The sequence below is a fragment of the Burkholderia stagnalis genome, assembly GCF_902830275.1.
Classification (GTDB): Bacteria; Pseudomonadota; Gammaproteobacteria; order Burkholderiales; family Burkholderiaceae; genus Burkholderia; species Burkholderia stagnalis.
In genome coordinates this window covers 164,647-185,577 of sequence record NZ_CADESW010000013.1, presented here as the reverse complement: position 1 = coordinate 185,577, position 20,931 = coordinate 164,647, and the positions used below count along the sequence as shown (strand labels likewise).

The window sequence follows — 20,931 nt, the reverse complement described above, 5'->3', positions numbered from 1 at the left end:
GTCGTCGGACAGTGCGTCATGGAACCCGGCGTTCGAAGCCGGCTTCAATTTCGCGCCGGGCGGGCATCTCGGCGTTGACTTGCGATGTACATCCCGATGTCGACGACGCTGACCACCATTGCGAAAAGCGCGACGTCGCGAATCCGCTCGTCACGCATCTGGATCTCGTCTATTCGTTCCAGCGCCCGGGTCGACATGACATTTCGCGTGGCGCGATATTGCGCCGCAACAGTCAATTCCACCGCACAGACAGCACAGGATGAAACCCTCACGCCTCCCCCGCGAGCAACGCCGGCTCGACACCCGCGAACGGCTTATCGCCGCCGCTCGCGAATGCTTCATCGCAAAGGGCTTCGCCGATACGACCATCGAGGATATCGCCGGGCGCGCGGGTTACACGCGCGGCGCGTTCTATGCGAACTTCGCGCACAAGCGCGAGCTGTTGATCGAGATCCTGCGTCGCGACCGCGATCGACTGCTGACGAAGGTGCGGCCGGCGACGCGCGCGCGTTGCGGTTCTCGCACGGTCGCCGACTACGCGCACATTGCCGCCGGCTGGGAATGTTTCCCGCTGTGGGTCGAGGTCCATCTGTACGCGCTGCGCGATGCCGGATTCCGGCAGATGGTCGACCGCCTGCAGGCCGAACCGGCCGCGCCACCGGATATGGCAGGCGGCTTGGCGGGTGCCGCGGACGCGATGCCATGCTCGACCGAATGGGCGGCCACGCTCGGCGTTGCGCTGCTGAGCGTCGGCGCGCGATGCGCACGGCGTGGCGATGCGGCGTAGCGGACGGCCATGCGAGCGCTCGTCGGGGCCGTCGCCGGACCTGATACCGCCGTGGACCCAGACGGGCCGTGTTGTCAGCGGGTGGTTTCCGTTCCACTCGCGTCTGTCTTCCGCCTTTCGAGACGCAGAAAGGTGTCTGCGGCCACCCGCCTGAACACGATGTGAGCAAACCCGACAAACGCGGCTCGCCATGGGCAACGAACGCAACGAATCCATCGATGACGGTCAGCCAGCCGATGTGGAAGCGTCGTGGCGGAAATGCATGAAGCCGGAAACGCTCGACGCATATCGCACGGCGTCGTCCTTTGGACCTGGCCTAATCTCGCACCAGAATTCCTGATGACGGGCACCGAGACGGCGGGCCGCCTCATAGCGGTGAAAGTGACTGGCGAGCCAGAACCGGCAGCCATCAAAGAAGACCCTCATTGCCGGCCGTGCCGCGCGCATTGAACCAACGCGGATGGCGCTCATGGCTTCCCCCAGCGCTTCGTCGCCGAGTGACGCCTCGCCGAGCAGCTCGTCGTCAACCGAAAGTTGTAGAAACTTGAGGTAGTCGATTCCGAGCACGCCAGCGGGAAGGCGAATCGATGAGCGAACAGACGAGCGAGCATCGCCGGGCATCGTGATGTCCGATTCTGCGGGACAGCAAGACAGTCGAGACACGGGCCTATGTCGCCACGGCCCCGCTCTGGCTGGTCGGGCAAGTTCACTCGTCAGCCATGAGATGGCGGATGACCAGCGCCGGGTCTGCGATATCCAGAATCAGCCGGCGAAGTATGCGCCTGCGCATGTGCTCCTCGTCGAGACTCCAGGGCTCGCCCTTTTCGCTGAGGTAGCGCGCGAGTGCGTCCTTGTTGTCGGCGCCTGCGGGCAGGTTAAGCCGGGCGGTCAGCAGTCCTGCCACGACGTCGTCGAGCTCAATGTCGAGCGGCTTTGCGTCAATGCGAAGTTCGAGTTTCATGTTGGTTTCCGGAAAAAGGCGGCGCCGCATTACGAGGACAGCGTGCGGCGCCGAACGCGTTGCGCCGGCCGCGACTGTTGGCCGGCGCATGCACGACCCGCTGCCGGGTCAGTACTCGAGTTCCGGTGTGGCGGACTGCACCGGCTTTTCGTCCTTCGGCGCATCGGCAGCCGTTGCATCCGTCGTCAGGATCAGCCCGGCAATCGATGCGGCGTTCCATCCTGCAGCAGCCGGCCGCTGCCGGCTGCGACGACTTCGCCTTGTTCTGGTTTTTCTGCCGCGGAATCGGGTATCACGATGCCCGAAGCCGTCGTCCGCTGCGTCTCGATTCGCTTGACGATAACCCGGTCGTAGAGGGGACGAATCTGCATTTCCATCTCCTGAGCGATTAAAGGATCACCAATAAGGGAATCCGGCTGTGTACCGGGGCGCGTGGAACGCCGCGATGCAGCCGAGCCGATGTCTGGCGGATTGCGAAATAGTGGCGTCCATCGCGCGCTTCAAGAGGGCGTGAAAACGGCTCGTTGTAACAAATTGTTTCCGCGCGGCAGCAGGATGCGATGGACCCTGCCGAGGCGATAGCGAGCGCCTCGGCAGCGCTGGCGCCGATCACGTTGCAGCCGCGCCGCTCGACGCGCTCGACCGCCCACGCGCCGGATTGTATGTCCGGCGGATCTAGCGCGCCGGTCGAAAGCCGAGCGTCACCGTAGCGGAAAATACATTCGTCACCGGTTTTTCACCGGTCGTTGACGGTGGAGAGACGCGAAACCGTATGAATTCGTGAGCTCGTGCGCTGCGCATTGAAATTGTCACCGGGCAGGCGTCGCGAATACCCGTCAATGCGATGCACCGAACAATCCAATCACGACGCCGCGCAGCCACCGGTTGCCCGCCTCATGGTGATAGCGCGCATGCCAATGCTGCCGTACCGCAAACCCGTCAACCGGGATCGGGCACGCATGAACCGCCAGATCGCTCGCCTGAGCCAGTGTCTGGCCGATATGACGGGGTAGCGTCGTGATCAGGTCGGTCGTCTGGACGATCGCACCCAAACCCAGAAAACCCGGCAACTCCAGCACCACGTCGCGCTCGATGCGCGCCTGTCGCAGCGCCTGCTCGAGGAGTTGTGCGCCCGTTCCCGCCGTAATGGCGACATGTCCTTCCGAACGATACTGCTTTGCCCCGAGGCGACCGCGAATCCTCGGGTGATGCCGGTTGGCCAGACAGACCCAGTCCTGGTCGTACAGCTTCTGCTGATAAATGCCGCCGCCTAGCCACGGCACATAGCCGATCGCCAGATCGGCTTCGCCGGATTCGAGCGCGCGTTCCGTATTGCCGTCGATCCGTGCGGCTTCCAGCCGGACGCCGGGCGCCTGCGCCCGGACGTGGGCCAGCAGCCGCGGAAGCAGCGTGATGTGGCTCGCGTCGGTCATGCAGATGCGAAACCGTCTCTGGGCTGTCGCAGGATCGAACGCGATTTCCCACGCGGTGAAGCGCCGCAGCGACTCGAGAATTTCCCGGCATGGCCCGATCAGCGCGTCGGCTTGCGGCGTCGGCGCCATGCCGCCGGGCGTTCGGATGAAGAGCGGATCGTGCAGGTATTCCCGCAAGTGCCCGAGCCAGATGCTGACCGTCGGCTGGCTCTGGCCCAGTTGCTCGGCTACGCGCGTGACGCTGCGCACGTCGTACAGGAGATCGAAAAGCTGAAGCAGCTTCAGGTCGGGCAGGTCGGCGGGCATCATGGCGTTATTGTCCATCGCAATGACGACATTGTATCCATTGTATTGTCGGCATGAACGGCGACTCCTATCGTGAGGCCATACGTCAAGGAGAAGCCATTGAAAATCGCGATTCTGGGGGCTGGCGCATTGGGCTGTGCGATCGGCGCCACCCTCACCCAAGGCGGCCATGAGACCTGGCTGATCGACCGCTCGCCCGCGCACGTCGATGCGATGAGCCGCGACGGCCTGCGCGTCGACGACGCCGGCGGCACCCGCCACGTACGCGTCCACGCGACGACTCGGGCTGCCGACGTCGGCGTGGCCGACCTGGTGGTGGTGCTGGTCAAGTCGTTCCACACCGATGCGGCCATCCGCGGCGCCCAATCGCTGGTGGGGCCGGATACCGCCGTGCTGTCGCTGCAGAACGGCCTCGGACACGAGGACATCCTGATCGACGTCGTCGGCCGCGAGCGCGTCCTCGCGGGCAAGACCTACGTCGGCGGCGTGCTGCGCGGCGCGGGCCATATCGAATCCGGCGTGATCGGCAAGTACACCTATATCGGCGAACTCGACGGCCGCATTACGCCGCGCGTACAGGCGATCGCCGCCGCGTTCGATGCCGCCGGCCTGGCCACGACGATCAGCGACAACATCGTCGGCACGATGTGGGACAAGCTGCTGGTGAATGTCGCGACGGGCGCGCTGACGGGCCTTACCGGCCTCACCTACGGGCAGCTTTACGACGAACCGCTGCTGAAGGCGACGTCGCTCGCGGCCGTGGCCGAGGCGATCGCGGCCGCGCAGGCAGCCGGCGTCAAGCTGTCGATGACCGATCCCGAACAGGCATGGACGCTCGCCGCCGAGGGGCTGCCCGCAGCCTTCAAGACGTCGATGCTGCAAAGCCTGGAAAAGGGCTCGATCACCGAAATCGACTTCATCAACGGTTCGGTCGTGCGCTGGGGGCAGCGCTACGGCGTGCCGACCCCGGTGAATGCAACGCTCGTCGCCTGCATCAAGGGGCTGGAACGCGCAATGGCCGATCGCCAACGGCAGGAGGCCGCCGCATGAATGCCCCGAAAGCCTATCTCGAACACGTTGCGATCTGGGTGAAGGACATCCGCTGGCACATCCGTTTCTTCGAGGAAGTGCTCGGCATGACCCTGCGCGAAGTGGACGGCACGCTCGACGCGCCGCGGCAGTACTGGACGCTCGGCGGCCTGCAGTTCATCCACGCGCCGGAACACGATGGCCCGGAAGGCCGCCTCGCCCACCTCGGCGTGATGTGCGAAGACCTGGAGGCCGCGCTCGCCGCGGCACAACGATTCGGCGTGACGGAAATGCCGCAGGGGCGGAACTGGCTTCGCCTGCCCGACGGGCTTGCCGTCGAACTGATCCAGGCCCGGCCGGCTTCCTGCGTCGCGCAGGCGCTGGCAATCAACCCGCGCGCGGAGGCGTGACCATGACGATCGTCGAAAAATACTGGGACGACGCCCGCGAGGGTGACGTGTGCACGAGTCCGAGCTACATCGTGACCAAGGAGCGCATTCTCGCGTACGCCGACCTCACCGGCGACCATACGCCCGTCCACGTGGACGAGGAATACGCGAACGCGAGCCATTTCGGGTGCCTCGTCGCGCACGGGCTGTTCGGCTTGTCCATCGCCGACGGCCTGAAGACGCAGAGCGACTATCGCTTTCTGCCGGGCATGTCGCTCGGCTGGACGTGGGATTTCCTGCTGCCGATCAAGGTCGGCGACGTGCTGCACGTGAAGTTCCGCGTCGGCTCGATGCGGGCCAGCAAGAGCCGACCGGGCTGGGGCATCGTGGTGCTGCCGTCGGAGCTGATCAATCAGGACGGTCAGGTCGTTCAACATGGCGAGCATCGCCTGATGGTGCCGCGCCGCCCGGAGGCACTGTAATGCAGGCCCGCCCACTCGAAGGCATTCGCGTCGTCGACTACAGCCACTTCCTTGCCGGTCCGTATGTCGGGCGCTGTCTCGCGGCGCTCGGCGCCGAAGTCATCAAGGTCGAGCGGCCCGGCTCGGGCGACGCCGGACGCCAGCACGCGACCGTGCTCGACGACCAGCAAAGCGGCTACTTCCTGCAGCTCAACATGGGCAAGCGCGGCGTGAGCGTCAACATGAAGGACGCGCGCGGCAAGGCGTTCATGCAGCGCCTGTGCGACTCGGCCGACGTGTTCATCGAGAACTATCGGCCGGGCGCGCTGGACAAGCTCGGGCTCGGCTATGCCGAACTGTCGGCGCGCAATCCGGGCCTCGTCTACTGTTCGATTTCGGCGTACGGGCATACCGGTCCCGATGCGCATCGCGCAGGCTTCGGGCTGATCGCGGAAGCCAAGAGCGGAATCATGCAGATGGTCGGCACGCCGGGCGAGCGGCCGCCGTTGCTGCGCATCTCGCTCGGCGACATGTACACCGGCATTCATGCGGTCGCGGCCATCAACGCCGCGCTGCTGGGGCGCGTGAAGAGCGGCCGCGGGCAACACGTCGACATGGCGCTGTACGACACGCTGGTATCGATGCACGAATATGCGGTGCAGTGCTACACGCTGAAAGGCGTGCTGCCCGAGCAGACGGGGCACGACATGCCGACCTCGACGCTCTATGGCGTGTTCCGCGCCGCGGACGGCGATCTCGTGATCGCCGCGCAAGTCGACGACGCGTGGAAGCGCTTTGCCGAGCTGATCGCGACGCATGGCGGCCCGGCAAGCTTCGGCGCCGACACGCGGTTTCACGACAGCACCGGGCGCAACGCGCACCGCGCGGAGATCCTGTCCGTGGTCGAGCCGTGGGTGGCCGCGCGTTCCGTCGCGTCGGTGCTGGATCTGCTGGACGGCATCGACGTTCCCTGCGCGAAGGTGCAGCGCATCGACGAGGTGTTGAACGATCCGCAGATCCAGGCCAGAGGCATGGTCGTCGAGCAACAGCATCCGCGCTACGGGACGCTGCGCCTGCCCAACCTGCCCTTCCGGTTTTCCGATTGCGATACGACGATTCGCGACGTCGCGCCCGATCTCGGGCAGCACAACGCGGAAATCGCTCTTTCCCTCGGGTTCGATGCGGCCGAAATCGACGCGATGCAGGCCGATGGCGTCCTCTATTCAAAAGCGAGCCAATGATGACCGACCAATACGCGGTGATCGGCAATCCGATCGGACACACGAAATCCCCGCTGATTCACGGTCTCTTCGCGCAAGAAACGCGGCAGGACATCAGCTATACGGCGATCGAGGGGCCCGTCGAGCCGGCAGGCGCTTTCGCTGTCGCGGTTCGTGCGTTTTTCGAGGGCGGCGGCAAGGGCATCAACGTTACCGCGCCGTTCAAGCTCGATGCGTTCGCGATGTCGGACGAACGCAGCGAGCGCGCGATGCTCGCGGGCGCGGCCAACGCGCTCAAGTTCGACGGCGGCCGCATCCTGGCGGACAACTTCGACGGCATCGGACTGGTTCGCGATATCGAAGCGAACCTCCATCTGCCGATGGCCGGCAAGCGTGTACTGGTGCTCGGTGCAGGCGGCGCGGCACGCGGCGCGCTTTTGCCGTTCCTCGAAGCCGGACCGGCTGAACTGGTCATCGCGAATCGCGACGTCGACAAGGCGCGCGCACTCGCCGCGCAGGTTGCCGGACGCGGTTCGCTCGTTGCCAGCGGCTACGCAGACCTCGCGCGGATGGGGCGTTTCGACCTGGTCGTCAATGCGACGTCGGCCAGCCTGACCGGCGACCTGCCGCCGGTCCCGCCGAGCGTGTTCAGTCCGGCCGGCACGGCCTACGAACTTGCATACGGCAAGCGGCTGACGCCGTTTCTCCGGCTCGCGAAAAATGCCGGGGTGCACGGGATCGCGGATGGCGTCGGCATGCTGGTCGAGCAGGCGGCCGAAGCGTTCGCGTGGTGGCGCGGCGTACGCCCCAGGACCAGTTCGGTGATCGATCGGCTGGCCGTGCCGTTTGATTGAACACGCGATGGAGATCCACATGAAGAAGATCCTGATGCTGCACGGCATCAATCACAACATGTTCGGCAAGCGCGATCCGGCACAGTACGGGACGATCACGCTCGCGCAGATCGATGCGCGGCTGCAAGGGCTCGCGACGGAACTGGGTGCACAGGTGGAATCGTTCCAGACGAACAGCGAGGGAGCGATGTGCGAGCGCATTCATCGCGCTTTCGAGGAACGTCAGGATGCGGTGCTGATCAACGCGGGGGCGTGGACGCATTACAGCTACGGCATTCGCGATGCCCTTGCCATCCTCACGTGCCCGATCGTCGAACTGCACATGTCCAACATTCATGCACGCGAGCCGTTCCGGCATCACTCCGTCCTGGCCGAGATCGTCAGCGGGCAGATTTGCGGCTTCGGCGTCCAAAGCTATCTGCTGGCGCTGAGGGCTGCAGTGTCGGCGCTCGGCGAGGACTAGGCCGATTCCCGCATCGGCAGCCGATGCGGGACCGACGCCCATGCGCAACCGCTCCCGGGTGCACGGCGATGCTGCCGGCGCTTTTCACGGCAGCCGCACCGCCCGGCGGGCACCCAGTCGCTGATCGCCGGTGCGATCGCGTTCGGCATCGTCGATGCCATATCACCCATGGCCCGGCGCAGCATGACTATTCCATGCCGTCTGACAGCCGACCGGTTCGGCGTCAGGCGCACGTTCCCGATGAACGCCTGAAGTAACCCTGTGCCAGGGCGACCCAATACCGGACGCCGGCCGGAATGATCTCGTCGTTGAAATCGTATTTCGGGTGATGCAGCGCCGGCGCGCCCGTTTCGGCCGGCGCATTGCCGATCAGCACGTAAGCGCCGGGGCGCTCCTCCAGCATGAAGCCGAAGTCTTCGGACGTCATGTTCGGCGGCACGTCGGGGTAAAGGCGTTCGTCGCCGAACGTCTCGCGAATCACCGCTTCGCAGAGCGCGGTCTCGGCCGGCGTGTTGACCGTCGCCGGGTAGTACTGAAAAAATTCGACGTCGGCTTGCGCGCCATGTGCGCGGGCCAGCCCCTCGCACATGAGCCGGACGTCGCGCTGCAGTTGTTGCTGCAATGCAGACGACAGCGTGCGTATCGTCCCGCGCAGCTCGGCGCTGTCCGGAATGACGTTGTCCGTCGTTCCCGCATGGAACATGCAGACGGAAATGACAGCGGGATCCACGGGATCCTTGTGCCGCGCAGCGATGGTCTGACACTGCAGCACCATCGAACATGCGAGCGGGACGGGATCGACGCCCAGATGCGGCTGCGCCGCATGCGCGCCTTTGCCGGCTACCGTGATCCTGAACCGGGCGCCCGCGGCCATGATCGGCCCCGTGCGCAACCCGAAATGCCCGGCCGGCAAACCGGGCCAGTTGTGCATGCCGAATACCGCTTCCGTCGGGCATTGCTCGAACAGCCCGTCGTCGATCATCTTCCGCGCGCCCGCACCGCCCTCTTCTCCGGGCTGAAACACGAAATGAACCGTGCCCGGCAGCTGCGGCAGCGCCTTCATGATGCGCGCGGCCCCGAGCAGCATGACGGTATGCCCGTCATGCCCGCACGCATGCATGACCCCTTGCGCGCCCGATGCGTGTGCGAAGTCATTGACTTCCTGGATCGGCAACGCATCCAGATCGGCACGGAGCACGATGCCGCGGCTCGGGTCCGCACCGGGCAGGCTCGCGACGACGCCCGTGCCGCCCAGCCCGCGCAACACCGTATAGCCGAGATCTTCAAGCTCGCGGGCAACGACGTCGGCCGTCCGGTGTTCCTCGAATCGCAGCTCGGGATGCGCATGCAGATCGCGGCGCAAGGCCGTCCAGTGTGCGTGATGTGCTTTCAGGGACGTCTCGGGGAGGTCAGGGTTTTCCAATGCCGGCACCTTCGAAAATTAGACAGCTTCCATTCTGTACTGCGCCGCGTTCGCACGCAGCGGCTGCTTCAGTCGTAGAAGCCCAGGATCGACTTGACCTCCGTGTACTCTTCCATCCCTTCGATCCCGTACTCGCGGCCGTTGCCCGACTGCTTGTACCCGCCGAACGGAGCCTGAGGGTCCCATGCCGGGTAGTTCAGGTGCACCTGCCCCGACCGGATGCGCGCGGCCACCGCGCGCACGCGTTCCTTGTCGGCGCCCTGCACATGGGCGCCAAGCCCGTAGACCGTGTCGTTCGCGATGGCGACAGCTTCGTCGACGGTGTCGTACGGAAGGATCGCGAGGACCGGGCCAAAGATCTCCTGCTGCGCGATCGCCATGTCGGTGCGGACGTCGGAAAAGACGGTCGGCCGCGCATAAAAGCCCCGGTCGAATCCCGCCGGCCGCCCGGGGCCGCCGGCGATCAGCTTCGCCCGTTCGTCGATGCCCGCGTCGATCATCTGCGCGACCCGGCCGAACTGCGCGCGATTGGCCAGCGGGCCATGCGTCGTCGCCTCGGCGAACGGATCGCCGACCACCATCCGCTCCATGGCCGCGACGGCCAGTTCCTCGACGCGGCCCAGGACGCTGCGCGGCACGATCAACCGGGTCGGCGCGCTGCACGACTGGCCCATGTTCCGGAACGCGGCGGCGACGCCCGGCGCGACGGCGCGCTGCAGGTCCGCATCGGGCAATACGAGGTTCGGCGACTTGCCGCCAAGCTCCTGCGCGACGCGCTTGACGGTCGGCGCGGCCGCTTGCGCAACCAGCACGCCGGCGCGCGTCGATCCGGTGATCGAAACCATGTCGACCTCCGGGTGCGACGCGAGCGATGCGCCCACTTCCGTTCCGCTGCCGCTCACCAGGTTGAACACGCCCGCGGGCACGCCCGCATCGGCGATCACTTCCGCGAACAGCAACGCGCTGAGCGGCGACAGCTCACTGGGTTTCAGCACCACCGTGCAGCCTGCCGCGAGCGCCGGGCCGACTTTCGCGGTGATTTGATAGATCGGCCAGTTCCACGGTGTGATCAGCGCGCAGACGCCGATCGGCTCACGCACGATCGCGGTCGTCCCGCGCCGGGTCCGGAACGGATAACCGGCCAGATTGTCGCGCGCGACCCGGATATGTTCCGCCGCGAGCGGCACATGCGCACTGCGTGCGTAGTTGATCGGCGCGCCCATTTCCATCGCGAGCGCCATGGCGAACCGTTCGGCGCGCGCCAGTATCAACGCGTGAACGCGGTCGAGCAGCGCGGCGCGCTGCTGCGGCGAGGTCGCGGCCCAGCGCTCGAAAGCGTGGCGCGCGGCCCGCACCGCGCGATCGGCGTCGCGCGCGTTGCCGAGCGGGATCTCGCACAGCGTGTCTTCAGTGGACGGACAGACGACCGCGAACCGGTCCCCGCCATCGGGCAAAACCCAGTCGCCGTCGATGAAGAAACGATTCAGCCTTCCGGCTTCCGTCAAGTGACGAACCGGTGAATCGATGGGTGAATTCATTACAGAGTGTCCTTGAGTCGATGCCATGCGCCGCGACACGGCCTCAAACTAGAAATCGGCAACCTTGCCCCACGCGGAATCGCCGAACCGGCTCGGCCGATACGGCATCGGGTCCACGATCGGTTGCGCGCCCGTGACGAGATCCGCGATCAAGTGGCCGGCGCCCGGGCCAATGCCGAAACCGTGCCCGGAAAAACCTGCCGCCAGGATCAATCCCGGCACGCCCGGCACTTCGCCGATACCCGGGACGCCGTCCGGCGTGCTGTCGACGAACCCCGCCCATGCGTGCGTGATCGTTGCTTCGCGTAGCTCGGGCAGCAGTTCGACGGCACGGCGGTACGTTTCGGTGACGGTCGGCATATCGGGCTTCGGATCCAGAATGCGCACCGCCTCCATCGGGGTCGGCGCATCGAGCCGCCACCGCTTGAGCGTTTCATGGCCGCCGCGCATGCCCTCGAGGCCGCCCGGCAGCAGGTTGCGCCAGCGCTTCGCGAACATCGGCACGAACTGCGGAGCGAAGCGCAGGAACTGCGGCGTCACGTCCACGCGCGCGCGGCCGCTGATGGCCAGTGCGTAGCGTCCATCGCTGCGGCGCGTCACGGACACGCCGGAGGTGTACAGCGCATCCGGCAAGCGCTGTTCGACCGGCGACACGCTCAGGATCGACTGGCGGATCGACGCCTGTGGAAAACGGATGTCGAGCTGGCGGCAGAACGACGACGCCCACGCGCCCCCGGCGAGCACGACGGTCCTGGTCCTGATCACGCCGGCTTCCGTGACGACGCCGCTGACGCGGCCGCCCTCGAGCTCGATGCCGCGCGCCGCGCAGTGCTGGTGGACGCTGCCGCCGAGCTTCATGAGCGCAGCCGCCACGGCCGGCGCGGCCTTCCCCGGGTCGGCCGTGCCGTCGCTCGGCGAGAACACGCCGCCCTTCCACGGCCGCCCGGTGGCGCGCCCGCGTTCGCCGGCTTGCTTGCTGTCGAGCATGCAGGTCGTCACGCCCGCGGTTTTCGCGAAGTCGCCCCACTTGGCCCAGCGGGACAGCTCGGCCTCGTCATTGCTCAGATACAGCAGCCCGCAGCGATGAAAACCCGTGTCTTCGCCGGATTCGGCGGCGAATCGTTCCCACAGATCGATGCTCTTGCTCGCCATCGGCAATTCGCGCTCGTCGCGGTTCTGTTGCCGGCACCAGCCCCAGTTGCGGCTCGACTGCTCGGCCCCGATCCGCCCCTTCTCGACCAGCGCGACCGATACCCCGCGCCGGGCCAGGTAGTAAGCAGTAAAGACGCCGATGATTCCGCCGCCGATCACGACGACATCGGCCGCGGCCGGCAGCGTGGGCGAAGTTTCTATATGGCGCAGCGGAGGGGACATGTTCAGTCTCGTTCGGTTGATACGCGGACGTTTTGCACGACGTAGAATTTCGCCACGCGTTCGCGGCTTTCCCACCCGATGGGTGCGCCGCGCGGCACGAACAGCGCGTCGCCGGCGCCGAGCGACAGCACGCTGCCGTCGGGCGCGGCGAACCGCACGCTGCCGGCCAGCAGGAGCATGAACTCGTTCACGCGATGCGGGCGAACGATCCGGTGATAGGGCGTCGAATCCCACGTGCCCGCGCAGCACCCGGCGCCGTCGTCGACGAACACGTTGTCGCTGCGGCATTGCGGTGCGGGGCCGAGCAGCACCTCTGCCGGCAGCGATGCGGAGGGCTTGAAGTCGGCGTCGGCACGCAGCGGGAACACGCCGCGCTTCGTCGGTGCGGTGCACGCGGCTGCGCAGAACATGACGAGCACGCGCGACTCCGCGACGACGCGAAGCGCCGTGCCGCTGCCGATGACAGCCCCCTCCCCCGCGCCCAGCACCAACGGGGCGGCTCCCGCCGCTTCGAGCATCAGCTCGCCTTCGACGACGACGAGCGTTTCAATGTGCGGATAACTCGGGACGTCAAGTTCGCCAGCGAAACGGATACGCCCGGCGGCCATCGAGTCGGGCCCTTCCCACGCGATCTCCCGCTGTCGCGCGAACGGGTCGCGCTCGCCGAACGCCTGCTTGCGGAAGGCGGTTGTATTCGCCGTGCCGTCGGCACGATGCAACACGAAAGCTGCGGTCATTTCTGCTCCTGCCAATGCGCGACGAGGTGGTCGAGAACCCGTCGCGCGGTATCGGAAATCGTTGTTCGCGGACACTGTCCGCGTTTTCGCCTACGCAACGTGACACGCCCCTTCGCTGCGTTCGGCGCGCGTGCGCATCGGCGACGTTCGCGCCGGCGCGCAACCCGGCGGCGCGACCACGTAATCGCGCGGCGTGATGCCGAGCACCCGCCGGAAATGCCGGCACAGATGGCTCTGATCGAAGAATCCGACCTCGGTCGCGACGACCGAAGGCGCCAGGCCGGCGCGCAACAAATCCTGCGCACGCCGCACGCGCACCAGGCACAGATATCGATGCGGCGACAACCCGACTTCGCCGCGAAAGCGCGCGGTGAAGCGCGACACGCTCAATCCGGCCACCGCCGCGAGCGTGTCGAGGTTCAGCGGCTGCGCGAACGATGCATCGATCGTGCGCAGCACGTCGCCGATCGCCCGCGACACGGGCCCCGGGACATGCAGCGTGCGAGGCGTCGCGCCTTCGGCCGGATCGCGGAACAGCGCGACCATGCTCACCGTGTTCATGCGGCCGCCTTGACAGCAGCATCCTGCGCGGCGAAATGCGCGATCGAGAACCGCCCGATCGGCGCGGAAGTCGTGTCGCCGACGCCGAGCGTGCAAACGAATCGTGTGGTCATATCGAATCCTCCCGGGGCAGCCGCTTCAGTGCAGGAAATCCTGCATCCGGTAATACGCGCCGACGAACGGCAGGAACCATGCGTGCCCGAAATGGCCGGGCATCGCCGGCCAGTCGAGCTCGCGCCACGGATTCGACGCGGCCGCGCCGTACAGCACGTCGGCCATTACGCGGCCCATGTGCACGGACATCTGCACGCCGTGGCCGCTGTAGCCCATCGAGTAATAGAGCCCGTTGTGCTGGCCCGCGCGCGGCAGCCGGTCGGCGGTGATGTCGACCAGCCCTCCCCAGCAGTAATCGAGCCGCACGTTGGCCAGTTCCGGGAAATAGCCGGCCATGCCGGTGCGCAGGATCTCGCCGCTTTTCGCGTCGGAGCGCGGGCTCGACATCGCGAAGCGCGCGCGGCCGCCGAACAGCAGCCGGTTGTCGGGCGTCACGCGGAAGTAGTTGCCGATCTGGCGCGACGTCACGTATGCACGGCGGTGCGGGAACAGCCGGTTCAGCTGCGCGTCGGGCAGCGGCTCGGTGACGACGATGAAACTGCCGACCGGCGCGATGCGCCGCCTGAACCAGGCGAACGGGCCATGTTGCGACGCACCGGTCGCGACCAGCACGCGATCGGCGACGAGCGTGCCGCGCGTGCAAGTGATCATGTGGCGCTCGCCCTGGATCCGCTCGAGCTGCGTGACGGCCGCCTGCTCGTAGATGCGCGCGCCCGCCCGCACTGCCGCCTGCGCGAGGCCGACGCCGAACTTGCCCATGTGCATCTGCACGCCATTGCGCTGCAACAGCCCGCCGTAGAAGCCGTCGGAGGCGATTTCATCGCGGATCCGCGACGGCTCGATCAGTTCGATGTCGGGATCCACTTCGCGCCGCAGCACGTCGAACGTCTTTGCCAGTCCCGCGAAATGCTGCGGTTTCGCGGCGAGCTTCAGCTTGCCGGCATGCCGGAAATCGCAGTCGATCGCATGTTCGGCAACGATCGCCTCGACGCTCCTCACCGCGCTTTCGTACGCGCGATAGAACTGCCTGGCGGGTTCGGCGCCGACGCGCGCGACAAGCGACGCGTAGTCCTGCGCGACGCCGGTATTGCACTGGCCGCCGTTGCGGCCGGACGCTTCGCCCGCGACCTGCGCGGCTTCGAGCACGACCACCGATACGCCGCGCTGCGCAAGCGCGAGCGCCGCCGACAGGCCGGTGAAGCCGCCGCCGATCACGGCCACGTCGGCGCGCCCTTCGACAGGCCCTTCGCAGCCGGCACGAAACGCGGGGCGGGTATCCAGCCAGTACGAGTCGAATTTCATCGGATCCTTCTCAAGCATTCCGCAACAGCGATCGGGGCGATCGCCCGTTGAAAGCCATTTAACCACCGTCAGAAAGCGCAGTTGCCGCGTATTCGCGCACCGCGCGCGCACGATTCACCGTTTTGCACGACCGCCGCAGCACACTATGCGGAAGGCCGCTCGCCGGGCCGGCGAGCGCGATGAACGAATGATGCGGCACGCTACTGGCGCGCCGGCTGCACCGGCGCGACGCCCTCCGCCGGCTGGGCCTGGAAGCGCGCGAGATCTTCCTCGCTGCGATGGCACAACACCTGCGCGCCGTTCTCGAGCGTGCGCAGCGTGGGCGCGGTCCGGTTGCACACGCCGTCCACCCGCATCGCGCAGCGCGACAGGAACGGACACAGCTCGGCGTCGTCGGCGCTCGCGCCGATCGGCACGAGCGGCCGGTGGCAGCGCTCGGCCGCATCGTCGAGCCAGCCCGCGCGCAGCTCCGGCGCGGACGACACGAGCAGGTGCGAATACGGGTGGTAAGGCGGCGCGCACAGCGCGTCGCGGCTGCCCGTCTCGACGCGGCGGCCCGCGTACAGCACGACGATGTCGTCGCTGATTGCGCGCACCTTCGCGATGTCGTGCGTGATGAACACGTACGACACGCCGAGCTTCGCCTGCAGGTCGCGCAGCAAGTCCATGATCGCGGCGCCGACCACGGTGTCGAGTGCCGACGTGACCTCGTCGCACAGGATCAGGTCGGGCTCGGCCGCGAGCGCACGCGCGAGGTTCACGCGCTGCTTCTGTCCGCCCGACAGCTCGCCGGTGCGCCGCGCGGCGACCGCCTGCGGCAGCCGCACGAGTTCGAGCAGTTCCGCGACGCGCTGCCGCGCACGCGCGCCCTTGATCCCGTGATAGAACGCGAGCGGCCGCGCCAGCGTGCGCTCGACGGTATGCACCGGATTGAGCGCGGTATCGGCGTTCTGGAACACGATCTGCACGCGGCGGTGCTGCTCCTTGGTGCGCTTGGCCGTATCGAGCGCGAGCGGCTCGCCGTCGAGCAGGATCTGCCCGCCCGTCGCCGGCACGAGGCCGGCGATCACCTTCGCGAGCGTCGTCTTGCCGGAGCCCGATTCGCCGATCACGCCGACCGTCTGCCCGCGCCCGATACGCAGGTCGACTTCGTGCAGGATCACCTTCACGGGCCAGCCTTTCGCGGTACGGCCGCCGTAGCCGGCGACCGCGCCGCGCACGTCGAGCAGCGGCGCCGGCGCGGCGCTTGCCGCTTTCGCGTTGCGTTCGGCATCGCCCGGCGTCACCGCCGCGATCAGGCTCTGCGTGTACGGATGCGTCGGCGCATGCAGGATCTGCTCGGTATCGCCCGCTTCGCGGATCACGCCGTCGCTCAGCACCACGATCCGGTCGGCCATCTGCGCGACCACGGCCAGATCGTGCGACACGTATACGGCGCTCATCCCGCAGCGCCGGATCACGCTCTTGAAGGCCTGCAGCACGTCGATCTGCGTGGTCACGTCGAGCGCGGTGGTCGGCTCGTCGAGGATCACCAGCTCCGGATCGGTGATCAGCGCCATCGCGGCCATCAGCCGCTGCAGCTGCCCGCCCGACACCTGGTGCGGATAACGCTTGCCGATCGTCTCCGGCTCGGGCAGCGCGAGCGCGCGAAACAGCTCGACCGCCTTCGCCTGCGCCTCGCGCCTGGGCATCGTCCTGTGGATCAGCGCACTCTCGATCACCTGGTCGAGGATCGTGCGCGACGGGTTGAACGCGGCGGCCGCGCTCTGCGCGATATACGCGACCTTGCGGCCGCGCAGCGCGGCCAGCGCGTGCGCGGACAACGTGCAGACGTCCGTGCCGCCGAGCTTCACCGAGCCGCCGGCGATCCGGCAGCCGGCACGCGCATGGCCCATCAGCGACAGCGCGATGGTCGTCTTGCCGGAGCCGGACTCGCCGATCAGCGCAAGCACCTCGCCGCGCCGGATCTCGAAGTCGACGCCGTGGACGATCGTCGTTTCCTCGCCGCCGGGCCGGCCGCCGACCACGCGCAGCCCGCGCACCTCGACGAGCGGGTTCGATTCGTGTTGCATCACTGCCCTCCGGCGGCGCCGGCCGCGCCCTTGCGGCGGCCGCGATGCGGCAGGCCGTCGATCAACAGGTTGACGCCCACCGTCAGGATCGCGATCGCGACCGCGGGCATGATCGCGACGGCCGAGCCGTCGCCGAGGCTCGCGATGTTCTCGCGCACGAGCGAGCCGAGATCCGCGTACGGCGGCTGCACGCCGAGCCCGAGAAAGCTCAGCCCGCTCAGCAGCAGCACGACGAACGTGAAGCGCAGCCCGGTATCGGCCAGCATCGGGTGGATCATGTTCGGCAGCATCTCGATGCACGCGATGTACAGCGCGCTTTCGCCGCGCGCCCGCGCGACCTGCACGAATTCGAGCGTGCTGATGTTGACCGCCAGCGCGCGCGCGATCCGGTACGAGCCCGGCATGTAGCTGACCGCGGCGGTCAGGACCAGGAGCGGCAGCGACGAACCGAACGCGGCGACGAACATCAGCGCGAACATCTTCGACGGGATCGACGTGAGCGCATCGAGCAGCCGGCTCATCGTCTCGTCGACCGCGCGGCCCGACACGGTCGCGAGCAGCCCGAGCGTCGTGCCGGTCAGCGCGGCGAGCAGCACCGCCGCGAGCGCGAGCAGCACGGTCAGCCGCGTGCCGTACAGGATCCGGCTCAGCATGTCGCGGCCGAGAAAGTCGGAGCCGAACGGCAGCTTCACGCTGAACGGTGCGAACACGTCCGGCGTGACGATCGCGCCGACGTCATGCGGCGCGAGCAGCGGCGCGAACACCGCGATGAACAGCATCAGGCCGACCATCGACAGGCCGACGCGGCCGCCGGTCGTCAGTCTGACGCGCGCGGCGCGGCGCCTGGGCGGCTGGTCGGGGGAAGGCGCGGCGGGCGGCGGCGCGCCTTCCCACGGCGGGAGCGGATCGCCGGGCGGCGGCAGCACGTTGCTGCGTTGTACGGGTTCGGTCGGGTGCATGGGCGGCATCCTGGAAAGAGGACGGGACACTCAGGTCCGCAGTCTCGGGTTCGACACGATCGAGCACAGGTCGGCGAACAGCACGAGCGTCAGATAGGCGACGCAGAAGATCAGCGTGCACGCCTGGACCAGCGGGAAATCGCGGTTGCCGACAGCATCGACCATCAGGCTCGCGAGGCCCGGATAGTTGAAGATCGTCTCGACGACGATCACGCCGCCGAGCAGATACGACAGGCTCAGGGCGATCGCATTGGCGATCGGGCCGACCGCGTTCGGCAGCGCATGGCGCAGCACGACGCGCGCGGGGCTCGCGCCCTTGAGCACGGCCATCTCGACATACGACGCGCTCAGCTGCTCGATGACCGCGGCCCGCGTCATCCGGGCCATCTGCGCGATCACGACCGCGCACAGCGTCAGCACCGGCATCGCATACGCGCGCAGGAAGTCGTGCACGCTTTCGATCGGGCCGCTGTACGACAACGCGGACAGCCAGTGCAGCTTCACGGCGAGCACCAGCACGGCGACCGTCGCGATCAGGAATTCCGGCGTCGCGACGAGCGACAGCGTACCGAGGCTGATCGCGCGGTCGACCACCGACTCGCGCTTGACCGCCGCGAGGATACCGAGCAGCAGCGCGATCGGCACCGACACGGCGGTCGTGATCGCCGCGAGCGCGAGCGACTTCGGCAGGCGTCCGCCGATCATCTCCGACACCGGCATGTCGCCCGACAGCGAGCGGCCGAAATCGCCGTACAGCAGCCCCGCGAGCCAGTGCAGGTAGCGCACATGAGCCGGCATGTCGAGGCCGAACTGCTGGCGCAGCGCGGCGATCGTCTCCGGTGTGGCCGACTGGCCGAGCGCGGCCTGCGCGGCGTCGCCCGGCAGCAGGTTCGTGATCGTGAAGATGATCGCGGACACGATCAGCAGCGTCAGCGCGGTGACCGCGATGCGCCGGCCGATCAGCGCGAGCAGGATTCGATTCATGAAGCGGCACTCCGTGAAAAGTCGCGCGCGACCGGGGCGGTGGCCCGCACCGGCCGCGCGGCGGCGGCACGCATCGGCGTCACGCGTTCCACCACACGTTCTCGGCGAACATGAAGCCCATCATCCCGCCGGTCGGGATCGACCCGAGGCCCGCGAGCCGCTTGTCGTATCCGTCGAGGAAGCTGATGAAGGCCGGAATGCCGACCCGGCACTGCTGTGCGACGAGCACCTGCATGTCGCCGTACATCTGCTTGCGCTTCGCGTCGTCGGTTTCCGAGCGGGCGGCGAGCAGCAACTGGTCGAACTTCGCGTTCTTCCAGCCCGACTCGTTCCACGGCGCATCCGACTTGAAGAACTGCGTGAACAGCACGTCGGCGCTCGAGCGCGGGTTGATGTTGCCGAAGCCGAGCGGATGCTTCATCCAGTGGTTCGACCAGTAGCCGTCGGGCGACACGCGGTTCACCTGCAGGTTCAGCCCGATCTTCTGGCCGGCCTGCTGCAGCAGCACGGCCATTTCGATCGACCCGTTTGCGTCGGAGGTCGCATAGATCGGCGGCAGCGCGACGCCCAGTGCGCCCGCCTTCTGGAACAGGAACTTCGCCTTGTCCGGATCGTGCGGCCGCTGCGGCAGCGACGCGTTGAAGTAGCGATGCCCCGGCGGGATCGGCTGGTCGTTGCCGACCACCGCGTAGCCGCGGAATACCGCCGAGCGGATCTGTTCGCGATCGAACAGGTACTTCATCCCTTCGACGAAATCCGGGTTCGCGGTCAGCGGGTTGTCGCTGCGCATGATCAGGTCGGTATAGAGCCCCGACTTGGTTTCCTTCAGCGCATAGCCCGGCGTCGACGCGACCCGCTGCGTCGAGCGCGGATCGATCGCGTTGATCAGGTGCACGTCGCCCGACAGCAGCGCGTTCAGGCGCGCGGCGCTGTCGCTGATGCCGATCAGCTCGATTTCGTCGAGGTACGGCATCCCCGGCTTGAAGTAGCTGTCGTTGCGCACGCCGACGGTCGACACGCCCGGCTTGAACGACTTCAGCTTGTACGGGCCGCAGCCGATGCCGGTGCTGAAGTCGGTCGTGCCGTCCTTGACGATCACGAGCTGCGGCGTCGCGAGGATCACCGGCAGATCGGCGTTCGCGCTGGCGAGCGTGAGCGTGACTTCGTCCGGGCCGCTGGCCTTCGCATCGGCGAACTGATCGGCGAGCGGCTTGACCTTCGAGGCGGTGGCCGCGTTCTTGTGGCGCATCAGCGAATACACCACGTCGGCCGGCCCGACCGGTTTCCCGTCGTGGAACGTGACGCCCTTGCGCAGCTTGATGATCCACGTCTTCGCGTCGGTCGTCTGCAGCGACTGGGCGAGATTCATCTGCGGCGTCAGGCTCGCGTCGAGCTGCGTGAGGCCGCTGTAGAACATGAAGAAGCGAATGTAGTCGGCGCCCGTCGAGCCCTTGGCCGGGTCGAGCGTATCGGCCGTCGAGCTCGATTCGTTCGCGACCCGGATCTTGCCGCCGCGCTTGGGCGCCGGCGCGGCGAACGCCGACTGCGCGTCCATCAGCAGCCCGCCGCCGCCGACGGCCATCATGCCGCTCGCCGCCATGACCCGCATCATGTCGCGGCGCGTGAAGCCGCCCTTGCCGCCGCCGTTGTCGATATCGTCGCTCATCCGAACTGCTCCTGACTGTGGTAAGTGGGTCTAGGGTCTGTTTACATGTGGAACGTGCATGCGTTGCCACGAGAACGGCCGCTCGCCGCGCGGCGCCGCGAATACTGACGTATTCGCATGCACGTTCCATATGTAAGCAGACCCTGGGGTCCAGCGTGGTTCGAGAAACCCGCCGCGCCCGCCTGCTGGTGCCGGGCGCGACGTCGTGCGCATTGAGTTCATTTAAGCATCGCCAAAATGCGGGTTGTCGCGATTCGGGGCGGCTGCACGACACGATTCGACCGTTTTGGGCCGCCTG

21 protein-coding genes and 3 pseudogenes are annotated in these 20,931 nt (G+C 67.2%); 7 read left to right on the top strand and 17 right to left on the bottom strand.

Features of this window, described 5'->3' with window-relative positions; all coding sequences use genetic code 11:
- Nucleotides 1-44: 44 nt before the first annotated feature.
- On the bottom strand, nucleotides 45-197 hold the full coding sequence (locus tag HWY45_RS22565; RefSeq protein WP_155635175.1) for a hypothetical protein: 153 nt from the start codon (nucleotides 195-197) through the stop codon (nucleotides 45-47).
- A 62-nt stretch (nucleotides 198-259) separates the two neighbouring features.
- Between HWY45_RS22565 and HWY45_RS22560 the strand changes: the two genes are divergently transcribed.
- Entirely contained in the window at nucleotides 260-787 is a 528-nt protein-coding gene (locus HWY45_RS22560; protein ID WP_059880353.1) for a TetR/AcrR family transcriptional regulator, read from the top strand.
- Nucleotides 788-1,012: 225 nt separating this feature from the next.
- Here HWY45_RS22560 and HWY45_RS22555 read toward each other — a convergent pair whose 3' ends face one another.
- The 6 genes and pseudogenes from HWY45_RS22555 to HWY45_RS22535 form a co-directional block, all read right to left on the bottom strand.
- Nucleotides 1,013-1,408: a hypothetical protein gene (locus tag HWY45_RS22555; protein WP_150998895.1), complete on the bottom strand. Its 396-nt coding sequence runs from the start codon at nucleotides 1,406-1,408 to the stop codon at nucleotides 1,013-1,015.
- Nucleotides 1,409-1,493: 85 nt separating this feature from the next.
- Complete coding sequence (locus HWY45_RS22550; RefSeq protein WP_059557567.1) at nucleotides 1,494-1,748, bottom strand: hypothetical protein; 255 nt, start codon at nucleotides 1,746-1,748, stop codon at nucleotides 1,494-1,496.
- Between the two features lie 108 nt (nucleotides 1,749-1,856).
- Nucleotides 1,857-1,964 (bottom strand): annotated as a pseudogene (locus HWY45_RS22545) (TCP-1/cpn60 chaperonin family protein); the annotation flags it as partial.
- Nucleotides 1,961-2,119 (bottom strand): annotated as a pseudogene (locus HWY45_RS22540) (co-chaperone GroES); the annotation flags it as partial. The pseudogenes HWY45_RS22545 and HWY45_RS22540, both read right to left, overlap by 4 nt.
- 197 nt (nucleotides 2,120-2,316) lie before the next feature.
- Nucleotides 2,317-2,409 (bottom strand): annotated as a pseudogene (locus tag HWY45_RS37330) (diguanylate cyclase); the annotation flags it as partial.
- Between the two features lie 175 nt (nucleotides 2,410-2,584).
- Nucleotides 2,585-3,505 (bottom strand): LysR family transcriptional regulator, encoded by a 921-nt coding sequence (locus tag HWY45_RS22535; RefSeq protein ID WP_059880359.1) that lies wholly within the window; start codon nucleotides 3,503-3,505, stop codon nucleotides 2,585-2,587.
- A gap of 81 nt (nucleotides 3,506-3,586) precedes the next feature.
- Between HWY45_RS22535 and HWY45_RS22530 the strand changes: the two genes are divergently transcribed.
- From HWY45_RS22530 to aroQ, 6 genes are read left to right on the top strand one after another with little or no spacing between them, the layout of a single operon-like run.
- Complete coding sequence (locus tag HWY45_RS22530; RefSeq protein ID WP_059880362.1) at nucleotides 3,587-4,537, top strand: ketopantoate reductase family protein; 951 nt, start codon at nucleotides 3,587-3,589, stop codon at nucleotides 4,535-4,537.
- A complete protein-coding gene (locus tag HWY45_RS22525; RefSeq protein ID WP_010094005.1) occupies nucleotides 4,534-4,926 on the top strand; it encodes a VOC family protein in 393 nt (130 codons plus the stop codon). The genes HWY45_RS22530 and HWY45_RS22525 overlap by 4 nt, the downstream gene beginning before the upstream one ends.
- Nucleotides 4,927-4,928: 2 nt before the next feature.
- Nucleotides 4,929-5,387 (top strand): MaoC family dehydratase, encoded by a 459-nt coding sequence (locus HWY45_RS22520; protein ID WP_059880365.1) that lies wholly within the window; start codon nucleotides 4,929-4,931, stop codon nucleotides 5,385-5,387.
- Nucleotides 5,387-6,607: a CaiB/BaiF CoA transferase family protein gene (locus tag HWY45_RS22515; RefSeq protein ID WP_059880368.1), complete on the top strand. Its 1,221-nt coding sequence runs from the start codon at nucleotides 5,387-5,389 to the stop codon at nucleotides 6,605-6,607. The genes HWY45_RS22520 and HWY45_RS22515 overlap by 1 nt, the downstream gene beginning before the upstream one ends.
- Nucleotides 6,607-7,440 carry a shikimate dehydrogenase gene (gene aroE / locus HWY45_RS22510; protein ID WP_059558164.1) on the top strand — a complete coding sequence of 278 codons (834 nt, stop codon included), beginning with the start codon at nucleotides 6,607-6,609 and terminating at the stop codon, nucleotides 7,438-7,440. Before HWY45_RS22515 ends, aroE begins: the two co-directional genes overlap by 1 nt.
- 19 nt (nucleotides 7,441-7,459) lie before the next feature.
- Nucleotides 7,460-7,903: a type II 3-dehydroquinate dehydratase gene (aroQ, locus tag HWY45_RS22505; protein ID WP_059558168.1), complete on the top strand. Its 444-nt coding sequence runs from the start codon at nucleotides 7,460-7,462 to the stop codon at nucleotides 7,901-7,903.
- Between the two features lie 223 nt (nucleotides 7,904-8,126).
- On the opposite strand, the gene HWY45_RS22500 is transcribed toward aroQ, so the two are convergent.
- From HWY45_RS22500 to HWY45_RS22455, 10 genes are all read right to left on the bottom strand, one after another.
- Nucleotides 8,127-9,326, bottom strand: a complete 1,200-nt coding sequence (locus HWY45_RS22500; RefSeq protein ID WP_059880371.1) for a M20 aminoacylase family protein — start codon at nucleotides 9,324-9,326, stop codon at nucleotides 8,127-8,129.
- Nucleotides 9,327-9,394: 68 nt separating this feature from the next.
- Nucleotides 9,395-10,864 (bottom strand): aldehyde dehydrogenase family protein, encoded by a 1,470-nt coding sequence (locus HWY45_RS22495; RefSeq protein WP_059805917.1) that lies wholly within the window; start codon nucleotides 10,862-10,864, stop codon nucleotides 9,395-9,397.
- 48 nt (nucleotides 10,865-10,912) lie between these two features.
- Nucleotides 10,913-12,238 carry an NAD(P)/FAD-dependent oxidoreductase gene (locus HWY45_RS22490; protein WP_059557547.1) on the bottom strand — a complete coding sequence of 442 codons (1,326 nt, stop codon included), beginning with the start codon at nucleotides 12,236-12,238 and terminating at the stop codon, nucleotides 10,913-10,915.
- Between the two features lie 2 nt (nucleotides 12,239-12,240).
- Nucleotides 12,241-12,975 (bottom strand): cupin domain-containing protein, encoded by a 735-nt coding sequence (locus tag HWY45_RS22485; protein WP_059880375.1) that lies wholly within the window; start codon nucleotides 12,973-12,975, stop codon nucleotides 12,241-12,243.
- A gap of 90 nt (nucleotides 12,976-13,065) precedes the next feature.
- Entirely contained in the window at nucleotides 13,066-13,521 is a 456-nt protein-coding gene (locus HWY45_RS22480) for a helix-turn-helix domain-containing protein (protein ID WP_059880690.1), read from the bottom strand.
- A 153-nt stretch (nucleotides 13,522-13,674) separates the two neighbouring features.
- The gene (locus HWY45_RS22475) at nucleotides 13,675-14,952 is read right to left on the bottom strand and encodes an NAD(P)/FAD-dependent oxidoreductase (protein WP_059880693.1); all 1,278 of its coding nucleotides are present in this window, start codon (nucleotides 14,950-14,952) and stop codon (nucleotides 13,675-13,677) included.
- Nucleotides 14,953-15,152: 200 nt separating this feature from the next.
- Complete coding sequence (locus HWY45_RS22470) at nucleotides 15,153-17,024, bottom strand: ABC transporter ATP-binding protein (RefSeq protein ID WP_059880378.1); 1,872 nt, start codon at nucleotides 17,022-17,024, stop codon at nucleotides 15,153-15,155.
- Nucleotides 17,024-17,983 (bottom strand): ABC transporter permease, encoded by a 960-nt coding sequence (locus tag HWY45_RS22465; RefSeq protein WP_059880381.1) that lies wholly within the window; start codon nucleotides 17,981-17,983, stop codon nucleotides 17,024-17,026. Before HWY45_RS22465 ends, HWY45_RS22470 begins: the two co-directional genes overlap by 1 nt.
- A gap of 30 nt (nucleotides 17,984-18,013) precedes the next feature.
- Nucleotides 18,014-18,967 (bottom strand): ABC transporter permease, encoded by a 954-nt coding sequence (locus HWY45_RS22460; protein WP_059880383.1) that lies wholly within the window; start codon nucleotides 18,965-18,967, stop codon nucleotides 18,014-18,016.
- Nucleotides 18,968-19,046: 79 nt separating this feature from the next.
- Complete coding sequence (locus HWY45_RS22455; protein WP_059880386.1) at nucleotides 19,047-20,633, bottom strand: ABC transporter substrate-binding protein; 1,587 nt, start codon at nucleotides 20,631-20,633, stop codon at nucleotides 19,047-19,049.
- Nucleotides 20,634-20,931 lie beyond the last annotated feature (298 nt).

Coding starts and splice junctions, on each gene's coding strand:
- HWY45_RS22490 (WP_059557547.1), bottom strand. CDS start 12,238: ATGTCCCCTCCGCTGCGCCATATAGAAACTTCGCCCACGCTGCCGGCC.
- HWY45_RS22495 (WP_059805917.1), bottom strand. CDS start 10,864: ATGAATTCACCCATCGATTCACCGGTTCGTCACTTGACGGAAGCCGGA.
- HWY45_RS22480 (WP_059880690.1), bottom strand. CDS start 13,521: ATGGTCGCGCTGTTCCGCGATCCGGCCGAAGGCGCGACGCCTCGCACG.
- HWY45_RS22515 (WP_059880368.1), top strand. CDS start 5,387: ATGCAGGCCCGCCCACTCGAAGGCATTCGCGTCGTCGACTACAGCCAC.
- HWY45_RS22555 (WP_150998895.1), bottom strand. CDS start 1,408: ATGCCCGGCGATGCTCGCTCGTCTGTTCGCTCATCGATTCGCCTTCCC.
- HWY45_RS22520 (WP_059880365.1), top strand. CDS start 4,929: ATGACGATCGTCGAAAAATACTGGGACGACGCCCGCGAGGGTGACGTG.
- HWY45_RS22455 (WP_059880386.1), bottom strand. CDS start 20,633: ATGAGCGACGATATCGACAACGGCGGCGGCAAGGGCGGCTTCACGCGC.
- HWY45_RS22565 (WP_155635175.1), bottom strand. CDS start 197: ATGTCGACCCGGGCGCTGGAACGAATAGACGAGATCCAGATGCGTGAC.
- HWY45_RS22560 (WP_059880353.1), top strand. CDS start 260: ATGAAACCCTCACGCCTCCCCCGCGAGCAACGCCGGCTCGACACCCGC.
- aroQ (WP_059558168.1), top strand. CDS start 7,460: ATGAAGAAGATCCTGATGCTGCACGGCATCAATCACAACATGTTCGGC.
- HWY45_RS22470 (WP_059880378.1), bottom strand. CDS start 17,024: ATGCAACACGAATCGAACCCGCTCGTCGAGGTGCGCGGGCTGCGCGTG.
- HWY45_RS22485 (WP_059880375.1), bottom strand. CDS start 12,975: ATGACCGCAGCTTTCGTGTTGCATCGTGCCGACGGCACGGCGAATACA.
- HWY45_RS22535 (WP_059880359.1), bottom strand. CDS start 3,505: ATGGACAATAACGCCATGATGCCCGCCGACCTGCCCGACCTGAAGCTG.
- HWY45_RS22550 (WP_059557567.1), bottom strand. CDS start 1,748: ATGAAACTCGAACTTCGCATTGACGCAAAGCCGCTCGACATTGAGCTC.
- HWY45_RS22475 (WP_059880693.1), bottom strand. CDS start 14,952: ATGAAATTCGACTCGTACTGGCTGGATACCCGCCCCGCGTTTCGTGCC.
- HWY45_RS22465 (WP_059880381.1), bottom strand. CDS start 17,983: ATGCACCCGACCGAACCCGTACAACGCAGCAACGTGCTGCCGCCGCCC.
- HWY45_RS22525 (WP_010094005.1), top strand. CDS start 4,534: ATGAATGCCCCGAAAGCCTATCTCGAACACGTTGCGATCTGGGTGAAG.
- aroE (WP_059558164.1), top strand. CDS start 6,607: ATGACCGACCAATACGCGGTGATCGGCAATCCGATCGGACACACGAAA.
- HWY45_RS22460 (WP_059880383.1), bottom strand. CDS start 18,967: ATGAATCGAATCCTGCTCGCGCTGATCGGCCGGCGCATCGCGGTCACC.